Annotated in this window: 18 protein-coding genes and 1 riboswitch; of the genes, 11 read left to right on the top strand and 7 right to left on the bottom strand. The window is 38.6% G+C overall.

Going from position 1 to position 23,443, the window contains the following annotated elements:
• Nucleotides 1–6: 6 nt before the first annotated feature.
• From lpdA to TSP02S_RS08945, 3 genes are all read right to left on the bottom strand, one after another.
• Nucleotides 7–1,362: a dihydrolipoyl dehydrogenase gene (gene lpdA / locus TSP02S_RS08955; protein WP_041083554.1), complete on the bottom strand. Its 1,356-nt coding sequence runs from the start codon at nucleotides 1,360–1,362 to the stop codon at nucleotides 7–9.
• Nucleotides 1,363–1,482: 120 nt separating this feature from the next.
• The gene (locus tag TSP02S_RS11225; protein WP_041083553.1) at nucleotides 1,483–1,833 is read right to left on the bottom strand and encodes a zinc ribbon domain-containing protein; all 351 of its coding nucleotides are present in this window, start codon (nucleotides 1,831–1,833) and stop codon (nucleotides 1,483–1,485) included.
• 170 nt (nucleotides 1,834–2,003) lie between these two features.
• Entirely contained in the window at nucleotides 2,004–5,714 is a 3,711-nt protein-coding gene (locus TSP02S_RS08945) for a thrombospondin type 3 repeat-containing protein (protein WP_041083552.1), read from the bottom strand.
• A 166-nt stretch (nucleotides 5,715–5,880) separates the two neighbouring features.
• On the opposite strand from TSP02S_RS08945, the gene TSP02S_RS08940 reads away from it, so the two are divergent.
• Nucleotides 5,881–7,617 carry a methyl-accepting chemotaxis protein gene (locus tag TSP02S_RS08940; protein ID WP_052465411.1) on the top strand — a complete coding sequence of 579 codons (1,737 nt, stop codon included), beginning with the start codon at nucleotides 5,881–5,883 and terminating at the stop codon, nucleotides 7,615–7,617.
• Nucleotides 7,618–7,686: 69 nt separating this feature from the next.
• Here TSP02S_RS08940 and TSP02S_RS08935 read toward each other — a convergent pair whose 3' ends face one another.
• From TSP02S_RS08935 to cobO, 3 genes are all read right to left on the bottom strand, one after another.
• Nucleotides 7,687–9,390 (bottom strand): S8 family serine peptidase, encoded by a 1,704-nt coding sequence (locus TSP02S_RS08935; protein ID WP_052465410.1) that lies wholly within the window; start codon nucleotides 9,388–9,390, stop codon nucleotides 7,687–7,689.
• 17 nt (nucleotides 9,391–9,407) lie between these two features.
• Entirely contained in the window at nucleotides 9,408–11,261 is a 1,854-nt protein-coding gene (locus TSP02S_RS08930; RefSeq protein WP_041083550.1) for a fibronectin type III domain-containing protein, read from the bottom strand.
• 298 nt (nucleotides 11,262–11,559) lie between these two features.
• Nucleotides 11,560–12,069: a cob(I)yrinic acid a,c-diamide adenosyltransferase gene (gene cobO / locus TSP02S_RS08925; RefSeq protein WP_041083549.1), complete on the bottom strand. Its 510-nt coding sequence runs from the start codon at nucleotides 12,067–12,069 to the stop codon at nucleotides 11,560–11,562.
• A 91-nt stretch (nucleotides 12,070–12,160) separates the two neighbouring features.
• A riboswitch (cobalamin riboswitch) is annotated at nucleotides 12,161–12,327 on the bottom strand.
• A gap of 98 nt (nucleotides 12,328–12,425) precedes the next feature.
• On the opposite strand from cobO, the gene TSP02S_RS10795 reads away from it, so the two are divergent.
• Together TSP02S_RS10795 and TSP02S_RS08905 are read left to right on the top strand one after the other, a co-directional pair.
• Complete coding sequence (locus tag TSP02S_RS10795) at nucleotides 12,426–13,034, top strand: nucleoside deaminase (RefSeq protein WP_052465409.1); 609 nt, start codon at nucleotides 12,426–12,428, stop codon at nucleotides 13,032–13,034.
• A gap of 531 nt (nucleotides 13,035–13,565) precedes the next feature.
• Nucleotides 13,566–14,321, top strand: coding sequence for an acyltransferase (locus tag TSP02S_RS08905; RefSeq protein WP_082025999.1), 756 nt, complete (start codon nucleotides 13,566–13,568; stop codon nucleotides 14,319–14,321).
• Nucleotides 14,322–14,447: 126 nt separating this feature from the next.
• On the opposite strand, the gene TSP02S_RS08900 is transcribed toward TSP02S_RS08905, so the two are convergent.
• The gene (locus TSP02S_RS08900; RefSeq protein WP_193789908.1) at nucleotides 14,448–14,675 is read right to left on the bottom strand and encodes an MBL fold metallo-hydrolase; all 228 of its coding nucleotides are present in this window, start codon (nucleotides 14,673–14,675) and stop codon (nucleotides 14,448–14,450) included.
• A 95-nt stretch (nucleotides 14,676–14,770) separates the two neighbouring features.
• Here TSP02S_RS08900 and TSP02S_RS08895 point away from each other — a divergent pair, with 95 nt between their 5' ends.
• From TSP02S_RS08895 to TSP02S_RS08860, 8 genes are all read left to right on the top strand, one after another.
• On the top strand, nucleotides 14,771–15,796 hold the full coding sequence (locus TSP02S_RS08895) for an ABC transporter substrate-binding protein (protein ID WP_041083540.1): 1,026 nt from the start codon (nucleotides 14,771–14,773) through the stop codon (nucleotides 15,794–15,796).
• A 1-nt stretch (nucleotide 15,797) separates the two neighbouring features.
• On the top strand, nucleotides 15,798–16,619 hold the full coding sequence (locus TSP02S_RS08890) for an ABC transporter permease (RefSeq protein ID WP_041083538.1): 822 nt from the start codon (nucleotides 15,798–15,800) through the stop codon (nucleotides 16,617–16,619).
• Nucleotides 16,616–17,395 (top strand): ABC transporter permease, encoded by a 780-nt coding sequence (locus TSP02S_RS08885; protein ID WP_041083536.1) that lies wholly within the window; start codon nucleotides 16,616–16,618, stop codon nucleotides 17,393–17,395. Before TSP02S_RS08890 ends, TSP02S_RS08885 begins: the two co-directional genes overlap by 4 nt.
• A gap of 9 nt (nucleotides 17,396–17,404) precedes the next feature.
• Entirely contained in the window at nucleotides 17,405–18,478 is a 1,074-nt protein-coding gene (locus TSP02S_RS08880) for an ABC transporter ATP-binding protein (protein WP_041083534.1), read from the top strand.
• Complete coding sequence (locus TSP02S_RS08875) at nucleotides 18,475–19,224, top strand: nucleoside phosphorylase (protein WP_041083532.1); 750 nt, start codon at nucleotides 18,475–18,477, stop codon at nucleotides 19,222–19,224. Before TSP02S_RS08880 ends, TSP02S_RS08875 begins: the two co-directional genes overlap by 4 nt.
• Nucleotides 19,225–19,276: 52 nt before the next feature.
• The gene (locus TSP02S_RS08870) at nucleotides 19,277–20,860 is read left to right on the top strand and encodes an adenine deaminase C-terminal domain-containing protein (protein ID WP_041083530.1); all 1,584 of its coding nucleotides are present in this window, start codon (nucleotides 19,277–19,279) and stop codon (nucleotides 20,858–20,860) included.
• A gap of 217 nt (nucleotides 20,861–21,077) precedes the next feature.
• A complete protein-coding gene (locus tag TSP02S_RS08865; RefSeq protein WP_041083528.1) occupies nucleotides 21,078–22,391 on the top strand; it encodes a transglutaminase-like domain-containing protein in 1,314 nt (437 codons plus the stop codon).
• A gap of 15 nt (nucleotides 22,392–22,406) precedes the next feature.
• On the top strand, nucleotides 22,407–23,441 hold the full coding sequence (locus tag TSP02S_RS08860; protein WP_041083526.1) for an L-Ala-D/L-Glu epimerase: 1,035 nt from the start codon (nucleotides 22,407–22,409) through the stop codon (nucleotides 23,439–23,441).
• The last annotated feature ends 2 nt before the right edge of the window (nucleotides 23,442–23,443 follow it).

Here is a 23,443-nt window from a genome sequence, read left to right as displayed (position 1 = left end):
TTTTTATTATAGATGTATTGGCATCTCAACGATACCTTCCATGGCACCGAGAATCGTCTCCGTCAAAGTTGGATGTGGGTGGATAGATTCCTCTAATTCTTTTGCATTCAGTCCATTTTTGATGGCTATCACACCTTCCATTATCATATCAGTCGCGGATGGTCCCACGATTGTCATACCCAAAATCTTTTTCGTCTCTTTTTCTGCTATGACTTTGACAAATCCTTCTCTTTCAAGTATCGTTCTTGCCCTACCATTTGCACTCAACGGGAATGAAAAGATTTTGACCTTTGAAGGATCTGCATCTTTCTCACGGATTCCTACGCTTGCGACCTCCGGATTTGAGAATATAACGCTCGGTACGGCAGAATAATCCATATATGCCTCTTCACCGCAGATATTTTTCGCGGCAACGACACCCTCATACATCGCGACATGAGCCAGCATTATTTGACCTCTCACATCACCGATTGCATAGATATTCGGAATATTAGTTTGCATCTTTTGGTTTGTTTTAATGCCCCTTTGTATCTCAATACCAAGTTTCTTCACATCTTCACCAATCTTTGGTCTTCTTCCAACAGAGACAAGGACTTTCTGCACAGTCTTTTCTATGGTCCCTTCCTTGGTCTCTATCAAACATTTAAAACCTTCATCTGTTGCTTGAACATCAATAACCTTCGAAGATTCATATATCTGAACTTCCTTTTTTCTAAGTGATTTGGCGATGATCTCCGCTACATCTTTATCTTCTGTTGGAAGTATGTGTTCCATGAGTTCAACGATGGTAACTGGTACTTTCAGGGTGGAGAAAAAGGTTGCAAACTCAACACCTATCACCCCTCCACCGACTATTAAAATACTCTCTGGTAATTTTTCCATTTTGAAAACATCATCACTCGTCCAGATATTCGGCACTTTATCAAAAGGCGGTATAAGTGCCGGATAAGAACCCGTCGCGATAACAATATTTTTTGCTTCAAGTTTTGTATCTGCTACCTTAACAAGATTAGGAGATTCGATCGTCGCTTCGCCATTTATCAATTCCACATTGTATTTTTTCAATAGATACTCGATGCCTTTTCTGGACATCGTGACGACCTTGTTCATGTGGTTTTTCATCGTGGAAAAATCGTATTGCACATTTTCTACATTCACACCCAATTGTTTTGATTTTTCTGTGATTTCCAGATAAAGATGAGTGCTGCTCAAAAGCGCTTTTGTCGGTATACATCCCCAATTTGTACATGTACCACCGACAAAGGATTTTTCCACCAAGGCGACCTTTTTACCTTTCTGCGAAAGTTTTATCGCGGCGACATAACCACCTGGTCCAGCACCAATAATAACTGCATCGTACAACACAATCACCTCCTATGACATGACAAAGAAATTGTACCATTTGTGTCCAATTTATTCAAAACTTCGAGCTAACTCCACCGTGACCTCCTCCCATCCTCTGAAGGAGATGGGCTTCCTGCTTCATCGAAGGAAACTTATCAGGACATTTGGATTTTCTCCAAATATCCTGACAGTGGTCTCCTTCTCCACAGGCGTTACTTCGGGCCGGTCCAGCCCTACGAATCTCAACATGTTATAGGCTGAGTTTAAATCACGATCAATACTTAATCTACAGTTTGGACAATTAAACGTTCTTTCGCTGAGTGCAATATCGATTTTTGTCCCACAGTTACTACATGTCTTGGTTGTTGGCTGAAATCTGTCCAGTACGTGGACTTGGGTTCGAAGATTGTAGCCCAATCTCCTTTTGATTGACCCAATACCACTGTACTGGACAGACTTTGAGAACTTGCCTTGATGCCATTGCTTCATGGCATCTTCTTGATGGTTTCAAGTCTCGATTGCCTGATTTTTTCGGCTTTTGTCACATAACCAGCTCCTTATAGTACTTTATACCACAGCTTGTGTTTTAAATTTCTTACAGCCATTCATCACAATCCTATGAATGTGATGTGCTTTCTGGCTTGTTTCTGTAAATTATCTCACAATTGCGGATCAACGAAGATCGCTATACTACCCACCTTGGCTTCATTGTGCCTTTGAATTAACTCCATCAATGAACCTTTCGCTGCTTCATAAGCCTCTTCAGCAAATTGCGAAGGTACAGCAGTCACAAAATACTCCCACATGAACACCAAAGCCGTGCCAGGAGACTTGGCAACCTTGTATGCAAGGTCTTCTCCGAAAAACCACGAATATATTTCTATCTCAACAGACCAGACTATTTGTGCGGCCTTCAAAGGCGGATATAACTCTGCAAATACCGATATCGCCGTGTCAATGGTATCGGCGGCTATCCTTTCACCATAAGCGGTTTTCATGATTGGATCATCGGTAGTTGAGAAATTGTAAATATCATAACCAACTTCGATTGCACCAGTTGCAATGGCAAGTGCGACTTGGCCTTTCTTTGTAGCGATTACACCGAGTTTTGTTGCCTTACCAGCGTAACCAAGATTTGATTTGGCAAGGTTGACCAATTCGGGCGCTGCTCCAACTGCTGAAGACACTGACTTGAGTGCATAATATCCGACTTTTACATAATCACCCTCTTTGAATGCAACCCATGCTTGATAACCATTTGTCACAATAGAGACAGCACCGGTCACGACCTCGAGCCCTGATTTTATGTTCGAAAATTTATTGGATTTCGCCCAATGATCGCCTGGTAATTTATCAAGATCATCGATTTTATAAACTGACTTAACACTTGCTTCAGTCAAAGAACAGACCTTCTTACCAAATTCAGCGGATTTTGTTGTAATCATTCCAACCGTCTGAAACACTTCCATAGCGGTGATACTGTTTTTTTCAGAACTGGGATCTTTTTGCAAGATTCCAAACCATTCAGAACTCGTCTTGACATCACCTGAAGCTGCAAAGTCCCGCTGAGACATAATTCCGCTGGCAAGCGCTTCGAAACTATCAAATTCCTCACGCATTACCCTGCTATTACCAAAACTGTCCTGCAAATAGATCGTTTCACGGACAATACCAGTTATATTCCATTTTGGAAACATGGGGATGTATGAAACCGAACTTCCATTTTTTTCCACCCAGATAGGCGTGATTTTCAAATAACTAAAGCCATGCACGGCTTTGTCAGCTGGAATCTCTATGACAAAATGAAAGATCCCAGGTTTCTCAATCAATGCTATAGTCAGACCTTGGTGATAAGGCAGATTTTTATCATCATCGAAATTGTTCGAAGCATAGAATGAATAGAGAAACCCTGGTATTTTGTAGTGAGAATCATCAAGATAATTCAAATCACTGTACATCGAGAAATCTGCGAACTGGACAGAGAGTTTTGCCCTATAACCTGGGACTAACCTGATGGGATAGAGTATATAGCGATAGAACTGATATGGATCTGGATATCTAATTTCTTTGTTGTTTTTCATGCATACAATTCTAAAATCTTGCAGAAAATCGTAATAAAACCTGTACTCGTTGTGATGAAGAATATCGGCAAGGTAGAAATACTGAAATTCAGATCTGTAATCTGGTTTGGAAGACCATGATAGTTGAAATATATTGCTCTTTTTTAAATCGTATACTGTGAAATTCTCCGACTCAAAGAGATGATCTAAATTTTTTCTATAACTATCTTCATTCATCTTGCTGTGCCTGACACCATCTGATTCAGATCGCCTTAGGTAGACTAAATCCATAGAAGATAGATCCATGGTATAAATATCCACCCAACCGTGTAATCCATAAAAAACAACAGGCTGTTCAACACGAACCATGCCTGGCTCCTGGAGTTCTTTAAGCACTGGTTCTGATGGATCAATACTCGGTGAAAGATCATCTGCATCAGACAGAATATCCCAATCTGTATTTGAATTGTTGATATCTGTACCTTGAAGATATTCCACCCAGTCGTTTATACCATCACCATCTGTGTCCTTTGGCAATACATTCACTGTGAATTCACGGCTTGTTCTTTCAGTTTTCAAGGTCAGAACATAGACCCCTGGTTCAAAAGGTGTCTTCCAGGTATTTTTTCCAACGATTGTGCCTGCGTTTGCTGTTAATTGAGCTATATCTGGAGTACATGAAATTTCGATGGTACTGTCGGTGTACACAAACTCTGGAATGTTTAGAGTAAAGTCATACTCCGAAACCTTTACTACGAAATCTTGTTTCAATTGTCCCATTGTCAATGTGAGAATATATGTTCCTGGATCATGCGGTGTCGTCCAGAGGTTATTCTGTGAGATTATACCAGCATTTGCGGAAAGAGTTGCCAAAGTCGGTGAATAAATCACTTCAACGGTCGAATCGGGGTAGATTGGTTCAGAAACCTTCAACGTGGCATTCCACCAGCCTTTGTTTTCTAATGGTATGCGAAAGACCGTCACCTTCTCCTGTGATTCGAATGAAACAAATAAATGCGAAGAATTTATACCGCCATTTCTAAAATATCCCAATTCTTCTGAGAAAGGATAAAAAGCAGTTATCTGTCCATTGTATCTATCGATTCCAACAACTGTATTCGCACCTTTTTCACCTTCACCCATTTTGCAAAAAGTCCACATGTATAGATCTCTATCCTTTTGTACACTGATATCATTTGCGACCAAAGAAGAACTGTAGTCTTTTTCAAAAATCAAATTCAAAGTGGCATCAAAACTTTTAACACGAAAATCATCTTGATAATCACCATATACCATGGTCAGTCTATTCGATTGATCTAATCCTATGTAATGAAGATTCACGTACCCAAAATCCCTGTATGCCAAAAGATTGCCATTTGAATCAAAACTTAAAAGCATCATTCTATCAGCGATCGATGGTGTATCTGGACGAAGTCCAACTACAAGAATGGAGTTTCTCCCAGATCCAATGGCATCTTGGAAAATTATCCTCCACTTTTCTCTTGTCAACATCAAATTCTGAGTTTCAAAGATTTTACACGTTCCGTCTTCTTTGAGTAAGAGAAAGCGTGTAGGTGTGGTTTTAAGACCTTTTTTCGAAGCCAATAAAATTGGAAAGGCTTTCAAAGAGATGTTATCTTGGTACAAAGGCTCATTTGAAAGAAAATCAATTACTTCTTGAGAAAACCTTTGGTTTGTCCATTCAATTGAACCATCTTTCAATGAAAAAAGTAAGGGCTTTTTGTTTTTCTTATCTACGAAAACTATTTTCTCGCCAACTAAAGCTACAAAGGATTTTCCTCTTATCAGATCATCTTTGAACCAGTTTTTCGTATTTAGATCAAGAACATAGAAATCGGCTGCGCCTTTCAAGACAAGTCGATTATCAAAATATCCCACGACAGGTTCCATACGCCTCAAGAAGTCTTGATTGTAATTTGAATAAGGATCTTCACCAGTATATAGATCAAGTACATAGGTTCGCTCAAAATCTGATGACTTCTCTTTCCCATAAAAAACCAGCCATTGTCCAATAATTCTTACTGGCTGAATATTTGTGTATATCTCACTATAGGATTTTTGCCACAACAAAGTTCCTTCGGGCTCCTTGATAACTTGAAGAATATAATCTTGTTCTGAATGAAAAAGTAGTACCAACGTACTGTTAGAAACCACTAAATCCAGCAATGAACCCAGACTAACCTGAAGATGTGTGAAGGATTCAAAAGAATTACCAAATGTCAACACAGGTGTCATAAGAAAAATCAACAAGAAAATCAAGCATCTTGCTGAAATTTGCTTTTTATTCATACCGACCCCTCCTTACAACCAACATGAAAACCCCTTGGATGTTTCTGAGTGTATTCTAATACAAATCATTACAGAGAAATGACTCACCTTCGACACATTGACAAAACAACTGTTCGTGCTTATGATATATTTTTGATTTCTCATAAAGCAACAAGGAGGTATTGTTGTGAAACTATCTTTGAAATTCTACGGCATAGTACTTGTTCTGGTGATCCTTGCCGTTAGTTTAGTTCCATTTATTGTATTATCGACAGGTCAAAATCAGAAAGTCACATCTGATCTCTCAAATCAGATGTACAGAAATATGCTAAACGGTGCACTTGAAGTTCTCAGAGAATATGTGAGAGACGAATATGGTACATTGAGATTACAGAATTCAGAACTTGTCGATAAAGACGGAATAGCTATCAAAAATAGGTTTGAAGTCGTAGACAAAATCAGCAAGCAGATGAACATCGTTGCCACGATCTTTCAAGCCAAAGACGACGATTTCTTGAGAGTTGCCACTTCTATTAGAAAAGACGACAGTACAAGAGCAGTTGGAACCTTTCTTGGCAAAGACAGTGCGGCATACAGGCCAATCGTTCAAAAACAAAGATATATTGGACAAGCCAAGATTCTATCTAAAGATTATGCAACAGGTTATGATCCAATATTAGATGAAAGCGGAAACGTCATAGGCATTCTCTTTGTTGGTGTACCTCAAGAACAGATAAACAAGATCATCAACAAGGCAAAGAGCGATTTTGTCAAAAACAATATTATCCTTACCGCAATACTCGTTGTTGTAGCAATAATCATTGGAATGTTTTTCGTCAATGCTATTTTGATAAAACCATTCTCTGTCATATCAACTGCCATTGCCAATATAGCTCAAGGAGATCTTACTTACAAAATTTCTTCAAAATTTCGAAGTAAAGAATTCGAGGGGCTTTCAAGAGCACTTGCAAAGATGCAAAAAGATTTATCCACAATGGTATCAGATATCTCCCACAGTTCACAGAAAATCTCATCTTCAAGTCAAGTTTTGGCATCGACTTCTCAAGAACTTGGCGCAACCAGTGAAGAATTATCCTCACAGATGGAAGAAGTAAATAAATCAGCACAGAATGCAAGTGCATCGATACAAGAAGTGACAAGTGGTATAGAAGAAGTAGCAGCCAGTGCACAGAACGTATCTAAATCAGCTCAAGGATTAACAGAAAAAGCATCAGAGGTGAACAATGCAGCCAAAGAAGGAGAGAAAGCAGTACAGAGTATAGTACAGATAATAAACCAGACCAAAGAGAAATCAACACAAACAGAGAAGGCAGTGAATGAATTAAGTGAAAGGGCAAAGAACATACAAGAGATAGTACAAACAATAAACTCAATAGCAGAACAGACAAACTTATTGGCATTGAATGCAGCGATAGAAGCAGCGAGGGCAGGAGAAGCAGGTAGGGGATTTGCAGTAGTAGCAGATGAGATAAGAAAACTTGCAGAAGAGAGTAAGAAAGCGACAGACAAGATAGGACAGATATTGAATCAGATCCAACAAGGAGCACAACAAGCGAGTATAGTTACAACTGAGACGGTGAAGGTAGTAGAGAAGGCAACAGAACAATCTGAGGTAGTAAGAGAAAGGTTAATGAATATTCTAAAACAAGTAGAGACGATAAGTAGTCAGATAGAGAGTTTAGCAGCGAGTGCACAGGAACAGAGTGCAGCAGCACAAGAGATGAGTAGTGCAATGGACAGTGCAACAAAGTCAATAACATCCATAGCACAACAGATAGAAGAGATGACTCAAGCAGTAAAACAACAAGCTGATTCAAGTCAAAGTGTTTCAAGTGCTTCTGAAGAGTTATCTTCTATCGCTGAAACTCTTGTTGAACAGGTTAGAAAGTTTAGATTGAGTTGAGAACACAGTTAATAAAAAGAGGGGCTTGAGCCCCTCTTTGGAGTAATTAATGTTTTATAAGGAGCGATATCAACCACCAATCAATCCAGGAAATTCGAACATCTCAATAAATTCATTATATCCATCCATAACGGTGATCTTTCTGTACCTTGGAATTTGCATGGATACAGGTAAACCTAAATAGGCAGCATCTCCAAAGGCCATGTAAACATCATAGACACCTGGCTCAATACCGCTCATTTGTAAAAAGCCGTATATGTCAGATTTTCCATAATACACTGGTACAGTATCGTTTTGTGGATACATGGTTACATAAACTTCTGGTGCGTAATAGATTCCACCTTCCTGATCCTGCAAATAGAAACTGAAAATTACATTTGCTCCTTTTTCATCATCTAATGGGTGTGTAAGTGCTTTGTACGCATTTACTCGTCCCCATCCGCTGTCATGGTCAAATCCTATAGCCATTATGTCATCCGCTGTCGACGCAATGTGTTTTCTAATCTGATATACCGTATAATCAGAATTTTCTTCATCGAGTTTTTGCAATAACAAGGCTATTACACCACTGACATGTGGCGTTGCCATGCTTGTACCACCATAAAGTGCATATGGATTTTCTGAGTCGAAAAATTCAGTAGTATCCCAGAGTGGCACGGAAGATAGTATCGTAAAGTCACCAGGAGCGGCAATTGTTATCCATCTACCACGAGTTGAAAAATTAGTTATTCCATCTACAGCAGTACTCGCAGCAACATTTATCACACCAGGATAACATGAAGGATAGTGAATCTCATCTGTGTGACTATTTCCAGCAGATGCTACGACAACCCCACCGCTCTCAATCACTGCACTTATAACATTGGCAAGTGTAATTGAATAACCTTTTCCACCCCAGCTGTTTGAAAAGATCCTTGCACCATTATGAAGTGCCCAGATAAAACCTACAGCGACAAGATCATCACCTATATAATCTCCATCTCCACCTGGCTCAGGATCACCTGTATCAAATATCACTATCGGCATGATTTTTGCATTAGGTGCAACCCCAACAACGCCTGTACCATCCATCTTTGCGGCAATGGTACCTGCAACATGAGTTCCGTGTGCGCCACCAAAAGAACTATCTGAAGCTGCTGGTAAAATCTCATCTGTCAAAGGTCTATAACCTTCAACAAGTTGACCTTGTAGATCGGGATGGGTGCCATCGACGCCTGTATCAATCACAGCAACGATTATTCCTTCACCGGTGTGACCAAGTTCCCACGCTTCAGGTGCTTTGACCTTTCTTATACCCCAGAGCCATTCCCAATATTCTTCTTCTTCGGGTTCAAATTGCTTCGTCTTGGCAACTGTCCTTTCAAGCAAATCTTTTGCGTTGTCGTTCTTGACAGGTTCGATCAAATATCTTTTGTAACTTGGCTCAACATATTTGATCTTTTCTCTGAGGCTGATGTTGTTTTTCAACTCTTGCATGATCTTTTCTCTCATTTCTTTATAAGAAACAGATGTTTTAAAACTTATTGCATTGATCTTTTCAAGATCTGCTCTGATCTCTGCATTCTCATCAATCGATTTTATAAGATCTATTGCATCTTGTTTGTTTTCTTTATATCCAATTATGATTATTCCTTCCATGATTTCCGCATCTTTATCTATGGCAACAACGATATTTTCAATATTATCAACTGTATTGGAGCTTTTGCTATTGGTCATACAGCCAGCAAGCAATAAAACCAAAATTAAACTGAGAAAAACGATGATTTTTTTCATCTTCGCTCACCCCCTTTTCACTCTTCGCCTGTGGTGAATCTGTTGAAGTAGTCAGCTTCGTTAGTCCATCTGTCAAAACCATATCCATAGTCTATCGTTGTTGAAATCCAAAGTCCGTCATCTGTTTCATAATAAGCTGACGCTGCATCAAGCCCCCATTCATAGGTCTTGAATTTCTCAAGGGGTTCAGTTTGATAGTCTTCTTCACCATTAGGATATATTCTGATCCAATATCCACTAGTTGGATCAAATGGAATACTTATTTGGCTGGGTCCGTTTGTTCCAGTTAGGGGTCCATAATAGATATGCTGATCACTCACCGCTTGGTCATAGATCCATGGACCGTAGTATACAAAAATTATATTTTCATCGTCTATGAGATCTCCACCGATGTGTGGTGTTGAAGTGTTATCTCTCCAGTCAACAGGTTCCCATATGAACGTCGGAGTTCTTGAAACATTGGTTTGGTTATCGGCAGGTGAGATCAATTTTACCTTGAAAAGATCAAGTGGTATGACTTCTATTATATTACTATTTCCAGATTCAGAACCATCTCTGTAGACTGTTCTGACGGTATAATAATATCTTTGACCTGGTACTAAATCAACAGCCTTATCAAAAGTGTAATAAGTGGTTGTAAAGGCGATCTTTTCCCAGTTTTCTTGATCTGTTGATCTATAGACATTATAACCAGCTCTGTTCGTACTTGGCGCATGTGTCCAGGCAAGTTGTACTAAAATGTTCGAATTTGTTATGTTGTGTTCTGGTTTGTAATTTTCAAGCTCCTTTTGCATCTCTTTTGGCATATTTTTGGATAGAAATTCTCTAAAAGGCTTTGGCAAGCTATAATATTCAAGATCAACATCACTTGTCCATCCATAATACCATAAACCTGTTGGAGCAATTCTTTCGGTAACTTCTGGAACGGTTCTGTTGATTGTTAAATAAATCAATTTATCAACACGTGTATCATTTGGTGTATATGCAACTACGTGAACTGGAATCGTCACATCTTGAAAACGTCTTATATCGAGTAGACCTGTGGTGAATTCATAAGTATTGAGTGCTCTACTATCACGAGCTACCGCACTTGGAGTATAATCAAGCCCAATGTATAATACGCCGATAACTACATCACTTGTCACATGCACTTTGATGTAATCAAATGTGATGGTCGTTGCCTCTGGATCTGGTATGACATTGTTATTCTGATCGAGTATTTCTACTTCTAAATTGGGTATTTGATCGTTATCAGTCATCTGTCTTCTTGAGAGTGTTTCAATTTTTTCGACAATCTGTGGATCGTAATTGTAGATCATGCTTGTGGCTTTTCCTTCACCTGTGATTTTGATATCATATCTGCCATCTGGTAGGTAAAATTCCGCATGGCCTTCGCTGTTGGTGAGATCAGAAATCACAACAGAGTCATTTTGAAGGATCTCCACCTTTGCACCTACCGTCGCAGGACCGGTGGTAAAATCAGCCACTTTAATCAACGAGTGATTCCCACCAACTGTGAAACTCCACACAGGACTTGGTACGGAATTTGTTCCGTCTGAAACGACGACTTTCCAGTAGTAAGTCTGTCCTGGCGTTAAGTCACTAACAGTGTACTCAGGTTCATCAACAGTTGCGATCTTTGAAAGATTTGAAGCACTCGTTCCCAAATAAACATCAAAGGTTAGAGAGAGTCCTTCGGGATCTGAAGCAGTGGATTTGAGCGTCACAGCCTTCGTTGAAGCAAGGACTGCAACTTGTGCACCATCTTCTGGATAGATCAGAGAAACTTGCGGATTACGATTAGCAGGTCCAAGGCATCCATACAATGCCAAAACAACAACGGCAATCAGTAATAACCACTTTTTACTCATTAATACACCCCCTTTATGAAGTTGTGAGAAATCGGTGTTTTAGTTATGATAAATTCCAGAAATTTATAATAAATTTATACGATTATATAAATTTAATTATCGCTATGAGTATATCACCCACTCTTATCCAAGTCAAATGAAAGATAGGTTTAATCAAAGAACGTTCACAAGATAAAAAAATAAATTAATAAATCAAAAAAATCATCTGGTGGGAGATAATCGAGAATGATTTTTTAATTTGGTTCTCAATTTTACTGATAATAGCCAAATCTTATCACATTTCAACAAATATGTATCCTTAAAACTCTATTCCCTTTCTTGCCTGTACACCTTTTTGGTAATAGTGTTTCACTTCTACTATCTCTGAAACCAGATCTGCATAATCGATAAACTCTCTTGGTGCATATCGACCCGTGAGAACTATTTCGGATCGTTCGCTTCTGTTTTTCAACACTTGAAGCACTTCATCTGTTGTGAGAAGTTTAAGATATACCGCGATATTGATTTCGTCCAGTATAATGAGATCGAAAGTACCATCTAAGATATACTTTGAAACCTTCTCAAACCCATTCTTAGCGGCATCAATGTCTTCCTGAGCAGGAGCGCCTTTGATGAAACAACCTCTACCAAATTGTTCAACGATGATATTTGGTATGTATTTTGGTACATCAAGTTCACTGTATTTCATCCCCTTTATGAATTGACCTATATAAACACTCTTACCCGCACATGCCGCCCTGAGTGCAAGGCCAAATGCCGCCGTTGTTTTCCCCTTGCCATTACCTGTGTAGACATGAACATAGCCCATTGAGATCACTCCCTTTACAAATCTTGTGAATGACACTCTCAGATAGTTTACACTAAACAAAATTTTTCCCGAAAAATCCCAAGTTTTCGGGAAAAACAATCTGCTCAAAGCAGGTCTCCCGGCTTGTGGATCAATCTACTCGCCACGCCTTCCCAGCTTCAACCAGTGGCAATTGTGTGGCTTTCGTCCCCACTCACGGTTGCTGGACAGCCCCGGACTTTCACCGGTGTTCCCTTAGCTTTCAGCATTTATCTATTTACTTTTTACTTTTTTCATTGTACCACGACCGTGAAATCTATTAAGATGTCTCTATGGACACAATGGTATAAAATCATAGTGCAGAAAGGAGTGCTCAGATGAACGATTTGGAGTTATCCGTTGTGGAAATGTGTGTGGAATCTTTGAGAAAAGGGTGTTTGCCGATAGGCTCAATCGTAGTTGATGAGATGGGAAAGATAATCTCTCGGGGCAGGAATATGATCAACGAGGATTCTGGTAGACACAGGGAAATCTACGGCAATGCGATCGCTCATGCTGAACTGAATGCACTTGCAAAGCTCGACGGAGAACATATAAACAAATACACAATTTATTGTTCCATGGAACCATGCGTGATGTGTGCCGGCGCCATATACATGTCTGGTATTAGAAATATCGTCTATGGGATGAAAGATTATTTGGCAGGTGGGCTCAATCTTTATGGATCAACGGAATACTACAGCCGAAAGAAAATGAAGATACAACATAATCAAGATCTTCAAATTGTTCAAGCGGTGTTGATAGGTTTTCTTGAGGACAAAGAATATATACACAGGGGTGGTTTTTGGGAAATGTACTTAAAATATTATGAAAAGGAATATCTAACGGCAAGAAAATTACTTTTAGAAGGTATCTTCACTTTGCTCGTAAATTCAATAATTGATGTAAATGAGTTCATAGAAGTGGTTCACAAAAATTACTGTTGATATGAATTTTCAAAATCTTTTGAGCAACAAAAAAGCGGTCACTCAAGGACCGCTTTTATAGTTATTCTTTTTAGATACTCTCATTGAGTTGATTTTAAAACATATTTTTCTCGCATCATCGATCAAAAAGGTTTTTCCTGTAGATTTTTTTGAACTCTTTTCTAAATACATAATTTGATACAAGTTTTCATAATCATCTGAGTGTTTTTTATTTTTTCCAATGGTATTGTTTTGTGGAAAGTTTTCTTTGTCTTGAATTGACCAACAAATCTCCAACAGCTTAGACCTATCCCGATGTACACTTTACCGTGTGCACACAGCTGCCCAGGCATTACTCTCCATTATATAATATACGAAGTTACATACCCCAAAAATTAAAAAAATTCCTCATCATTAATGATTTTTTTGATGTTTATCGTCATCTTTTTAGGTCCATATGAGTCTTTCGCTTGTTTATCGAATATTGTTACGTTGAGTTAATCATAACGTTTCAATGCAATCTATGCTATCATCTTGTCAGGAGTGATGTGCGTGTATATTTCATCAAATGCGAAAATCGGTGAAAATGTAATCCTTGGACACAATGTGGTAATTGAAGATGGTGTAGTTATAAATAGCAATGTGACCGTTGGACACAACGTGGTGATCAAAAAAGATACCGTGGTTGGTGAAGGCTGTATAATTGGAGATAATACCATCTTGGGCAAGGAACCCTTCAAAGCTACTATATCAGCAACTACTGAAAAGAAAACTCTTCCAGCTTTAATCATAGGAAAATATGTGACGATAGGTGCAAATTGTGTTATCTATCGAGGCGCATCTTTGAAGGACTATGTTTTCGTTGGAGATCTTGCCAGCATTCGAGAAGATGTGGTGATTGGAGAATATACAGTAATAGGTAGAGGAGTAGCCGTTGAAAATAAAACAACGATAGGAAGATATGTAAAGATAGAAACAGAAGCATATATCACTGCCATGTCAACAATCGAAGATTACTGTTTCATAGCCCCTGAGGTCACTTTTACAAACGACAACTTTCTTGGACGAACAGAAGAAAGAAAGAAATATTTCAAAGGTCCAACAATTCGAAAAGGTGCAAGAATAGGAGCGAATGCAACTATTTTACCTGGTATAGAAATTGGTGAAGATGCCCTTATCGCTGCAGGTGCTGTTGTAACAAGAAATGTGCCTCCTAAAAAAGTGTATGCTGGAATCCCAGCAAGAGAATTGAAAGACGTTCCACAGGAACAACTCTTAGAAAATCAAAGTTATTATAAAGATAATTAATGATTTCATGCCTTATTTGATAATCTCTTTTGCCTGGTCTCCTGTGCAATAATAGGGTATGATTTTTTCACACCAAGTTTTTTCAAGGCGTCTGTTACTCTTTTTTGTTCTTCTTTCAAAGGTATTTCAAACCACGCTTTTGTAATGACCATGGCTTATTATCTTTTCAACTTTTGTCGAATCTTTTCTCAGGATACTGGCATTTTTCATGAAAACATCACTGTTACCAATATCAAAAAGAATTGGTGATTGATCATCTTTCTCTATGAAAACTGAAAAGCCGTGTTCGGTAAAAAGTGGTGATGTGAGTTTATCATCACATAAAACAGTCAATTTGGTTTTGGATATACTCACCTTAAAAAGTTTCGAATTTTTGAGATCTTGCCTGTTTTATTCACTTTTGCTACAATATTTGTAGTGAAGCTAAATTCCCATGGGAGGGATCAAAGATGAAAAAGATTTTTCTTGGCATTATCATGTCTTTGATTGCTGTAACAGCCTTCTGTGCCGCAAAGTTGAATGTTTCAACATGGGGTTTTAACCTTGATCTTCTGGATAAGAACATCTCTAAACCGTTTTTGGAAAAATATGGCGTTGAAATTGTCAGAGAAGTTGGAAATAATTCTGTAAGGTTGACCAAGTTAATCTCTCAAAAAAGTAATCCTGTAATCGATGTAGTTCATTTTGTTGATTATTATGCCATGCTTGCTGTTAAAGAAGGTCTTTTGCAACCCATTGACGTGAGTAAATTGAAAAATTACACAGAAATCTATGATTTTGCCAAGGATCCAATTGGAGGAAATTACGGCATTGGCTATACAGTTTATAGCATGGGTATCGTGTATCGAACGGATAAGATCAAAGGACCAATCACTTCATGGAAAGATTTTTGGAATAAGGAAGTAGCCGGACATATAAGTCTACCAGATATAACGACGACACAAGGACCGGCATTGATGATGCTTTTTAATGAAATCTATGGTGGAAATGCTTATGATCCTGAATTGAAAGCGGCATTTGAAAAGCTCAACCAACTCAAGAAAAATGTCGTCACTTTTTATAAGACTTCATCGGAACTCATCAATCTCTTCAAGATGGGTGAAGTCTGGATGGCTCCAGTTCAGAGGTTTTCATGGGGTCAATTTCTTGATACTGGTTTACCCCTTGCGTGGGTAACACCTAAGGAAGGTATGCCAGGTTTTCTGAATGTAATCAGTATAGTGAAAGGCGCAAAGAATCTCGAGGAAGCCTACAAGTACATAGATTTCATGATAAGTCAAGAAGTGCAGTATGCAGAAGCAATGGATCTTGTGGATTCGCCAGTGAATGTCAATGTCACAGTTCCCCAAGATATAGCAGAGAAATTGACTTATGGTGTTGATCATATAAAATCTCTCATTTTCTACAAAACAGATTTCATCGTAGAAAATTACGATAAATGGATCAACAAATGGAACGAGTTGATAGCACAATAAGATGAAAAAGTACGTCATAATCTTGCCAACATTGCTGTTTTTGCTCGTGTTTTTTCTTCTACCCATCTTTTTGATAATGGTTGAAAGTGTCTATCAACCTCAAAAAGGATGGGTGATTAATAAATATGTCCAGTTCTTCACTCAAAGAGTTTCGCGTGTGGCTTATACAAGAAGTCTTACGATAAGTCTTCTTGTGACTGTTGTTTCACTGGCAATTGGATATCCATCTGCCTTAGCCATCGTGAATATAGCAAATGATTCGCTAAAGAGTTTGTTAATGACCTTAGTGGTATTTCCATTGATGACAAATTCTGTGGCGAGGACCTTTTCGTGGCTTGCCGTACTTGGTCGAGAGGGTTTGATCAACAATCTATTGATCTCGCTTAAACTCATAGACAGCCCTAAAAGACTTCTTTACACACCTGGGGCTGTCTTTTTTGGACTTTTGCAGTTGTTTCTCCCTTTGATGGTTATTTCCCTTGTGAGTGCCCTTGAAAACCTTCCAAAGGAAGTACCCTTGGCAGCAAAAAGTCTTGGTGCAAACGCTCTTAATCTTTTTACAAAGATTTATATTCCACTCACAGTCGAAGGTATTGTTGCAGGATCCACACTGGTTTTCACTGGTTGCATAACTGCGTATGTCACACCAGCGGTACTCGGTGGAAGTCGCGTCTTGATGTTGAGTACTTTGCTTTATCAAAAGACATCGGTGACCTTAGATTGGAGCATGGCGACTGTAATCGCTGTGGTGATGTTCGTAACGACCCTTGCTGTGAATTACCTTTCCAGAAAGATCAGTAGCTTGGGAGTGAGTAAGCAATGAAGATCAATAGATGGCTTGTTTTTTGCTTAATAATTGTATTTGCTATATTACTCGGTCCATTTTTGGTGATCTTCTTTGCTTCTTTTGAACCATCTTCTACACTGAGATTTCCACCAACGGGGTTCACGTTATCATGGTTCAAGAAAGTTATCGCAATGCCCATGTTTCAAAAGAGTTTTATCTTCAGCTTGCAGTTAGCTTTGTATTCATCTTTTCTCTCTTTATTGCTGGGTGTACCTGTGGCTTATATCACAGCGAGATATAATTTCAAAGGCAAGCGCCTGATAGAACTTGTCACAACTCTGCCTGTGATAATACCTGGGATGGTCGCTGGGCTCGCTTTGCTCAGATTTTTTGTCTTGTTGAATATTTTTTCAGTTCAGGCAACTTTGTTAATTGGCCATACAGCTATTGTTTTGCCTTACGTGGTCAGATCCACTCTGGCAAGTCTGGTGAATTTACCTTTTTCAATTGAAGAAGCAGCGCAGAGCCTTGGGGCACATCCATTGAAAAGTTTTTTCTTAGTTGTTCTTCCAAACATCAGAGTTGGCATAATCTCAGCTTTCATAATGACATTCATCACATCTTTTAACAATGTACCGATCTCTCTTTTTCTCACCGGTCCTGGTGTGAGTACCTTGCCAATAGTGATGATGACATATATGGAGTATTACTATAATCCAAGCATTGCAGCCCTTTCGACGTTGTTGATAGGTGCGACACTGGTAGTTGTTTTGTTGGTTCAGAAAATCTTTGGTATATCCAAACTTTTGTGAGGGATGAAAATGGCCTTTCTTGAAATTGTGGATGTATCCGTTGCTTACCAAAATAATGTTGTTGTGTTGAAAAATCTCAGTTTAAGTGTTGAAAAAGGCTCGTTTTTGTCACTGCTTGGCCCGTCGGGATGTGGAAAAACTACGACACTGAGAACTTTGGCTGGTTTTATATCACCAATGAATGGGAAGATCATTGTGAATGGTAAAGATTATACGAGAGTGCCACCACATAAGAGAAATATGGGGATTGTATTTCAAAGCTATGCCTTATTTCCACATCTGAATGTCTTTGAAAATATCGCGTTTGGGTTGAAAATGAGAAAATTGAATAAATCAGAGATAGATCAGAGAGTTAAAAGAGCGATAGATTTAGTTGGGCTTTCAGGACTTGAATATAGACTGCCATCTCAACTTTCGGGAGGACAGCAGCAAAGAGTTGGGATTGCGAGGGCTATCGTAATAGAGCCAGATGTTCTTCTCATGGACGAGCCATTGTCAAATTTGGATGCAAATTTGAGAATTGAAATGAGAAATGAAATAAGAAGAATTCAACAAAAATTGGGAATAACTACTATCTATGTCACACATGACCAATCTGAAGCCGTGGCATTGTCAGACCAAATTGCCGTCATGAACAATGGTAAGATCGTGCAACTTGACACTCCAAAAGAAGTGTTTTCAAACCCAAAAACAAGGTTTGTAGCAAATTTCATGGGTTTTCAAGAAATCGCCAAGGGTGTTGTGGAAAAAGTAGAAGGTGATTTTGCAACCATAAAGACTGTAGAAAAATCGCTCAAAGCCCGTACAACCACCAGCATGAAAGAAAATGAAAAGGTTGTACTTTGCGCCAGAGCAAGAAGGATGATGGTCGACGTTCATGACGGTGAGAATAAACTATCATCTCTGGTTGCATCGAAGATTTTTCAAGGTGAGAGCGTCTCTCTGATTTTGAAGATGTCAGATGGCAATCTTGTAGGTGTCGAAACGGAATTATCTCAGTTGGAAAATATCACCGAAGGTGACAGAGTGTTTTTACACATACCTGCAGAGCATCTTTTGGCAATTAAGGAGGAAGAAGAATGAGTGTTCAAAAACATATCAGGTGCAAAGAGGGAGATGTGGGAAGATATGTGTTCATACCGGGTGATGAAGCAAGGGCAGCTAAAATAGCCAAGCGGCTTGAGAGTGTAAGTCAGATCTCAATGAATAGGGCATATCATGTTTATACTGGAAAATTGCTCGGTGAGACTGTCAGCGTTTGCTCAACTGGTATCGGTGGTCCATCGGCTTCGATAGCAATTGAAGAATTGGCAAGAGTTGGAGCAAAAACATTGATAAGAGTTGGTTCAGCCGGAGGTAGACAACCAAATATGCCAATTGGTAGTTTGGTAATAGCCACAGCGGCGTATAGGGGTGAAGGCACTTCACACGCCTATGCTCCTGCTCCATTTCCCGCAGTTGCCGATCTAAAAGTCACACTTGCCTTGATGAAAGCTGCAGAAGAATTGAATTACCAATATTACCATGGTATTGTGTTTACAAGAGATGCATATTACGTTCAAGATGAGCATTTAAATAAATTTCTGACCGACTGTGGTGTTGTGGCAGCTGAACAAGAGTGTTCGATTGCCTTTGTTCTTGGATCTTTGAGACATCTTTCTGTAGGCGCTATACTCGCAACGGATTCAAATATCTGGCTTAATCCACAACCAACTTTGGAAGAAAAAGAGAGACTATTCTATGAAGCCGAAAAGAAGATGATAGATGTTGCCATAAGAGCAGTCGAAATATTGATAGAGAGGGATCGTTCTGGAGAGAAGACTTTTTAAAAATGCAAAGATCGTAGATGTTTTCAGACAACGTATCTTTCAAGGATGGTTTTTGGTAAAAGATGGTGTTTTCGAATTTGTCGAAGAAGGAGAAATCACGGAAAACGAACCAGTTGAAATTGTCGATCTAAAAAACATGTATGTAGTACCAGGACTGATAGATGCTCATATGCATGTTGAAAGTTCTCTTGTCACATGTAGTGGATTTGCAGAAGTTGCCTTAAAACATGGGACGATCGCAGTGTTACAAGACCCCCATGAGATGGCCAATGTCTTTGGAATAGATGGAGTAAGGTTCATGATTGAAAATGGAAAAGATCAACCTTTGAAGTTTTATACCGCTATTCCAAGTTGTGTTCCAACAACCAATAAGAATCTGGAAACACCAAATGCATCTATCGAACCTGAAGATGTAGAAAAACTTGCAAAGATAGAGAATGTGATAGCACTTGGAGAGGTTATGGATTACATAGGAGTATTGAATGACAACGAAAAACTCCTTGAAATTATCGAAATAGCAAAAAAGCACAATTTGTTGATCGAAGGGCACTGTCCTACCTTGAAAGGGAAAGATCTATCGAAATACATATCAACTGGTATTGGTTCAGACCATACCTTAACAAACCCACAGAAACTTTCAGAACAACTTTCAAAAGGTATGTGCGTGATGATTCAAGAAAAATCCCTTACCGAGGAAAATATCCAGGCAATTTCAAAATTGAAAGATAAGTCTCAGATACTCCTTGTTACCGATGACACACCAACCACAAAATTGCTAAAAGGTCATCTGAACAAAGTTGTGTCCCTGGCAGCGAAAAAGGGATGGGACCTTCTTGATGCAATCGCATCTGCAACTATCAAGCCTGCAAGATATTTGAAGTTACCAAATCTTGGAGCGATAGCTCCAGCGAAATATGCGAACTTCTTTGTTACTGAGAATCTTGAAGAATTAGAACCTATCAATACTTTTTGCAAAGGTGTTGAATATGAAAGACTTCTACCACAGAAATTTGAGGGAAGATTGACCTTGAGATTTGATAAAAAAACTTTTAGTGAAAGAGAATTTCACTTGTCGAATGTCGGCGATGGTATTAAAAAATTGAATGTAGTTATATGTAACGATCGAAACAGTTTCACGGAACTAATCCAAGAATCGATTAGTATCAAAAACGGTTTTGCGATTGGTGATTATGTCAATGTAGCTGTGTTTCACAGAAAGTCTTTGAAAGGACACGTCGGATTGTTGAAAGGTTTTGGAATGCATAAAGGAGCCTTTGCTTCAAGTTTCTCACACGATTCGCACAATATTGTTGTGGTGGGAAAGTGTTCAAGATGCATGAAAATGGCTGTTGAGGAGCTCTTGAATATTGGTGGTGGTATGGTGTATCATGACTGTTCAGATTCTGTGAGTTTACCACTTGAGATAGGTGGGATAATAAGCACACAAAAGGTTGAAACAGTCGCTCGAAGGCTCGAGAAAATAGAAAATGCACTCAGGGAAGCTGGTGTTAGGCACAAAAATCCTGTGATCTTTCTCTCTGTTCTGGCTTTGACAGTCAGTCCACTCTATAAATTCTCCGATCTTGGCATAGTTGATACAGAAAGAGCGAAAGTTCTTGCAAATTATTCTTCTTGAATTGATACCAGAATTTGAGAAATCGACCAAAAAAGGGTTTATAATTATTCATTCACAAATTGATACTTGATATATTTTCTCTCTTCGATGACTCAAGAGATTTTTCAAGCAAATGGTCCTATTGTTATGTCATTCTTTAAAAATTCATTTTTTCTTATATTGAAAAAACAAAACCAATCCAACAGTTGATACAATAGATCTGAAAAGGGGTGATAAAGTGGAATTTTTGATGTGTGATCTTCCTGAGGATGTGCAACGAGAGGAAAAGATCGGTAACTTCACCTTGGCATTCAGATTGATTGACAAATGGCTCAAAGATGAAAGAATCACACAGATTCAAAGACAGAGACTTTTATACGAGAGAGAAAGAATCAACATGCTTTTAGAGAATTATCCATTTGATGAAGAAGAAGCATTAAAAAAAGCCAAGGAAAAGATCACAGATTTTACCTACGACGAGTTTTATGAACTTCTTGAAAATGGATATATCGATTACATACTCGTAGATGGTAAGAGAAAATTTCAGGAAAGATTCATCCCCAACATTGGTTTTGCTTTACCAAAATACAAAGAAAGAATGCAGAAAGATAAAGATTCAGAAAGGGCAAAAGAGCTTTTACACAAAAGATTAGATGAGCTTTTAAGTGGCAATTTACCAAGAGAGTACAAGGTTCGCATAAAGATGAATGCAAAGATAAAAGGAGATGGTAAATCATTCCGTGTTTGGCTTCCATTTCCAAAAGAAGAACTTCAAGTCAGAGATGTGAAGTTGATATCCGCAAGTCATGAGAACTACTTCATCGCACCGAATGATACGCCACAAAGAACGATATATTTCGAATCAAAAGACAAAGAGTACTTCATCGAGTTTGAATACACGGTGAGCGAATGGATCAATAAAGTAGACCCCAGCAAAGTTGAAAGACCAGATATCGATGAACATTTGAATGAAGATCCACCGCATATAGTCTTCAGTCCATATTTGAAAAGATTGACAAATGAGATATTACAAGGTGAATCAAATGATTATCTCAAAGCAATGAAAATCTATGACTGGATCACAAATCATGTCAGGTATTCTTATGTCAGACCTTATGCAACCTTTGAGAATATATCAAAATACGTATCAGAAAATCTGAAGGGTGATTGTGGATTTCAAGCAATCTTGTTTATAACCATGTGTAGAATAGCTGGTATACCTGCAAGATGGCAATCTGGTTGGTACGCAAATCCCGTATTTGCTTCTTCACATGACTGGGCACTGTTTTATGTAAAACCATACGGTTGGCTTCCAGTCGATCCTTCTTTTGGTGGTGCAAGAAGAGATAATGAGCCATACCGAAGATTTTATTTTGGCAATCTCGATGGTTTTAGAATGGTCGCTAATTCAGATTTTATGAAGGATTTTGAACCAAAGACCGTGTTTTACAGAGAAGATCCAACGGACAATCAAACAGGAGAAGCCGAGTCAGAGGGCAAGAAAGTCAAATTGCAAACAAAGATCGAGGTAATTTCATTTCAGCAATTATAAAGGAGGGAAATACAAGTGAGTAAGATAAAGAATATAGAATTTTCTTTGAAAACATATGAGTATGAAAAACCTTTTCATATAACAGGAAGTATTGCATCTTGTGCAACAAATATTGAGGTGAAAATAACACTGGAAAATGGCATACAAGGTTACGGAGAGGCATCGCCTTCTTTCAGAGTGAATGGCGAAAAACCAGAGATGATCATGGCACTTGAGGATTTTGTAAAGGAAATGCTCTTGGAAATGGATGTCAAAGAATACAAAAGGATCTTTCAAGCTACAGATAAACTTTTTGCAACACCAAGTTTAAAAGCAGCAATTCAATTTGCCGTTTTGGATGCGCTCAGTGAAGAGACGGGATTAGAGGTTTATCAGCTGTTGGGTGGAGCAACAAAACAAATAGAGACGGACAAGACCGTTGGTATTGATACACTGGAAAACAGAGTAAAGGATGCAAAAAAGATATTCGATGCAGGTTTTAGAACTATTAAGATAAAGGTAGGAGAGAATTTAAAAGAAGATATCGAAGCGATGTATGAAATCTACAAAGTCAGCAAAGGTGCAAAGTACATAGTCGACGCAAATATGGGTTACACACCAAAGCAAGCAGTTGAATTTGCAAATCAGTTATATCAAGCCGGAATAGATATCGCTGTCTATGAACAACCTGTGCATATGAGTGATATCGATGGACTCAGATTTGTCAGATTCAACGTGTCATTTCCAGTTGCAGCAGATGAATCGGCGAAGACAAAATTTGATGTTTTGAGATTGATAAAAGAAGAAGCCGTTGATTATGTGAATATAAAATTGATGAAATCAGGCATAAGCGATGCACTTTCAATAGTTGAGCTCGCAAAGAGTGCAAACATAAAACTGATGATCGGTTGTATGGGTGAATCGAGCGTGGGTATAAATCAAAGTGTGCATTTTGCGATGGGAACCGGTGCATTCGATTTTTGTGATCTTGACAGTCATTTGATGTTGAAAGAAGATAAATTCAGAGGCAAATTCCTTCAAGATGGTCCAAGGATGATTGCAAGGAAGTGATA

This window comes from Thermotoga profunda AZM34c06 (assembly GCF_000828675.1).
Classification (GTDB): domain Bacteria; phylum Thermotogota; class Thermotogae; order Thermotogales; family DSM-5069; genus Pseudothermotoga_B; species Pseudothermotoga_B profunda.
This window is presented reverse-complemented; position numbering and strand designations above follow the sequence as displayed.

Bases quoted from the DNA above. Each gene is read 5' to 3' on its own strand.
- TSP02S_RS08890 (WP_041083538.1), top strand. From the start codon at position 15,798: ATGAAAAAGTACGTCATAATCTTGCCAACATTGCTGTTTTTGCTCGTG.
- TSP02S_RS08885 (WP_041083536.1), top strand. From the start codon at position 16,616: ATGAAGATCAATAGATGGCTTGTTTTTTGCTTAATAATTGTATTTGCT.
- TSP02S_RS11225 (WP_041083553.1), bottom strand. From the start codon at position 1,833: ATGAAGCAATGGCATCAAGGCAAGTTCTCAAAGTCTGTCCAGTACAGT.
- TSP02S_RS08880 (WP_041083534.1), top strand. From the start codon at position 17,405: ATGGCCTTTCTTGAAATTGTGGATGTATCCGTTGCTTACCAAAATAAT.
- TSP02S_RS08875 (WP_041083532.1), top strand. From the start codon at position 18,475: ATGAGTGTTCAAAAACATATCAGGTGCAAAGAGGGAGATGTGGGAAGA.
- TSP02S_RS10795 (WP_052465409.1), top strand. From the start codon at position 12,426: ATGAACGATTTGGAGTTATCCGTTGTGGAAATGTGTGTGGAATCTTTG.
- TSP02S_RS08935 (WP_052465410.1), bottom strand. From the start codon at position 9,390: ATGAAAAAAATCATCGTTTTTCTCAGTTTAATTTTGGTTTTATTGCTT.
- TSP02S_RS08895 (WP_041083540.1), top strand. From the start codon at position 14,771: ATGAAAAAGATTTTTCTTGGCATTATCATGTCTTTGATTGCTGTAACA.
- TSP02S_RS08945 (WP_041083552.1), bottom strand. From the start codon at position 5,714: ATGAATAAAAAGCAAATTTCAGCAAGATGCTTGATTTTCTTGTTGATT.
- cobO (WP_041083549.1), bottom strand. From the start codon at position 12,069: ATGGGCTATGTTCATGTCTACACAGGTAATGGCAAGGGGAAAACAACG.
- TSP02S_RS08930 (WP_041083550.1), bottom strand. From the start codon at position 11,261: ATGAGTAAAAAGTGGTTATTACTGATTGCCGTTGTTGTTTTGGCATTG.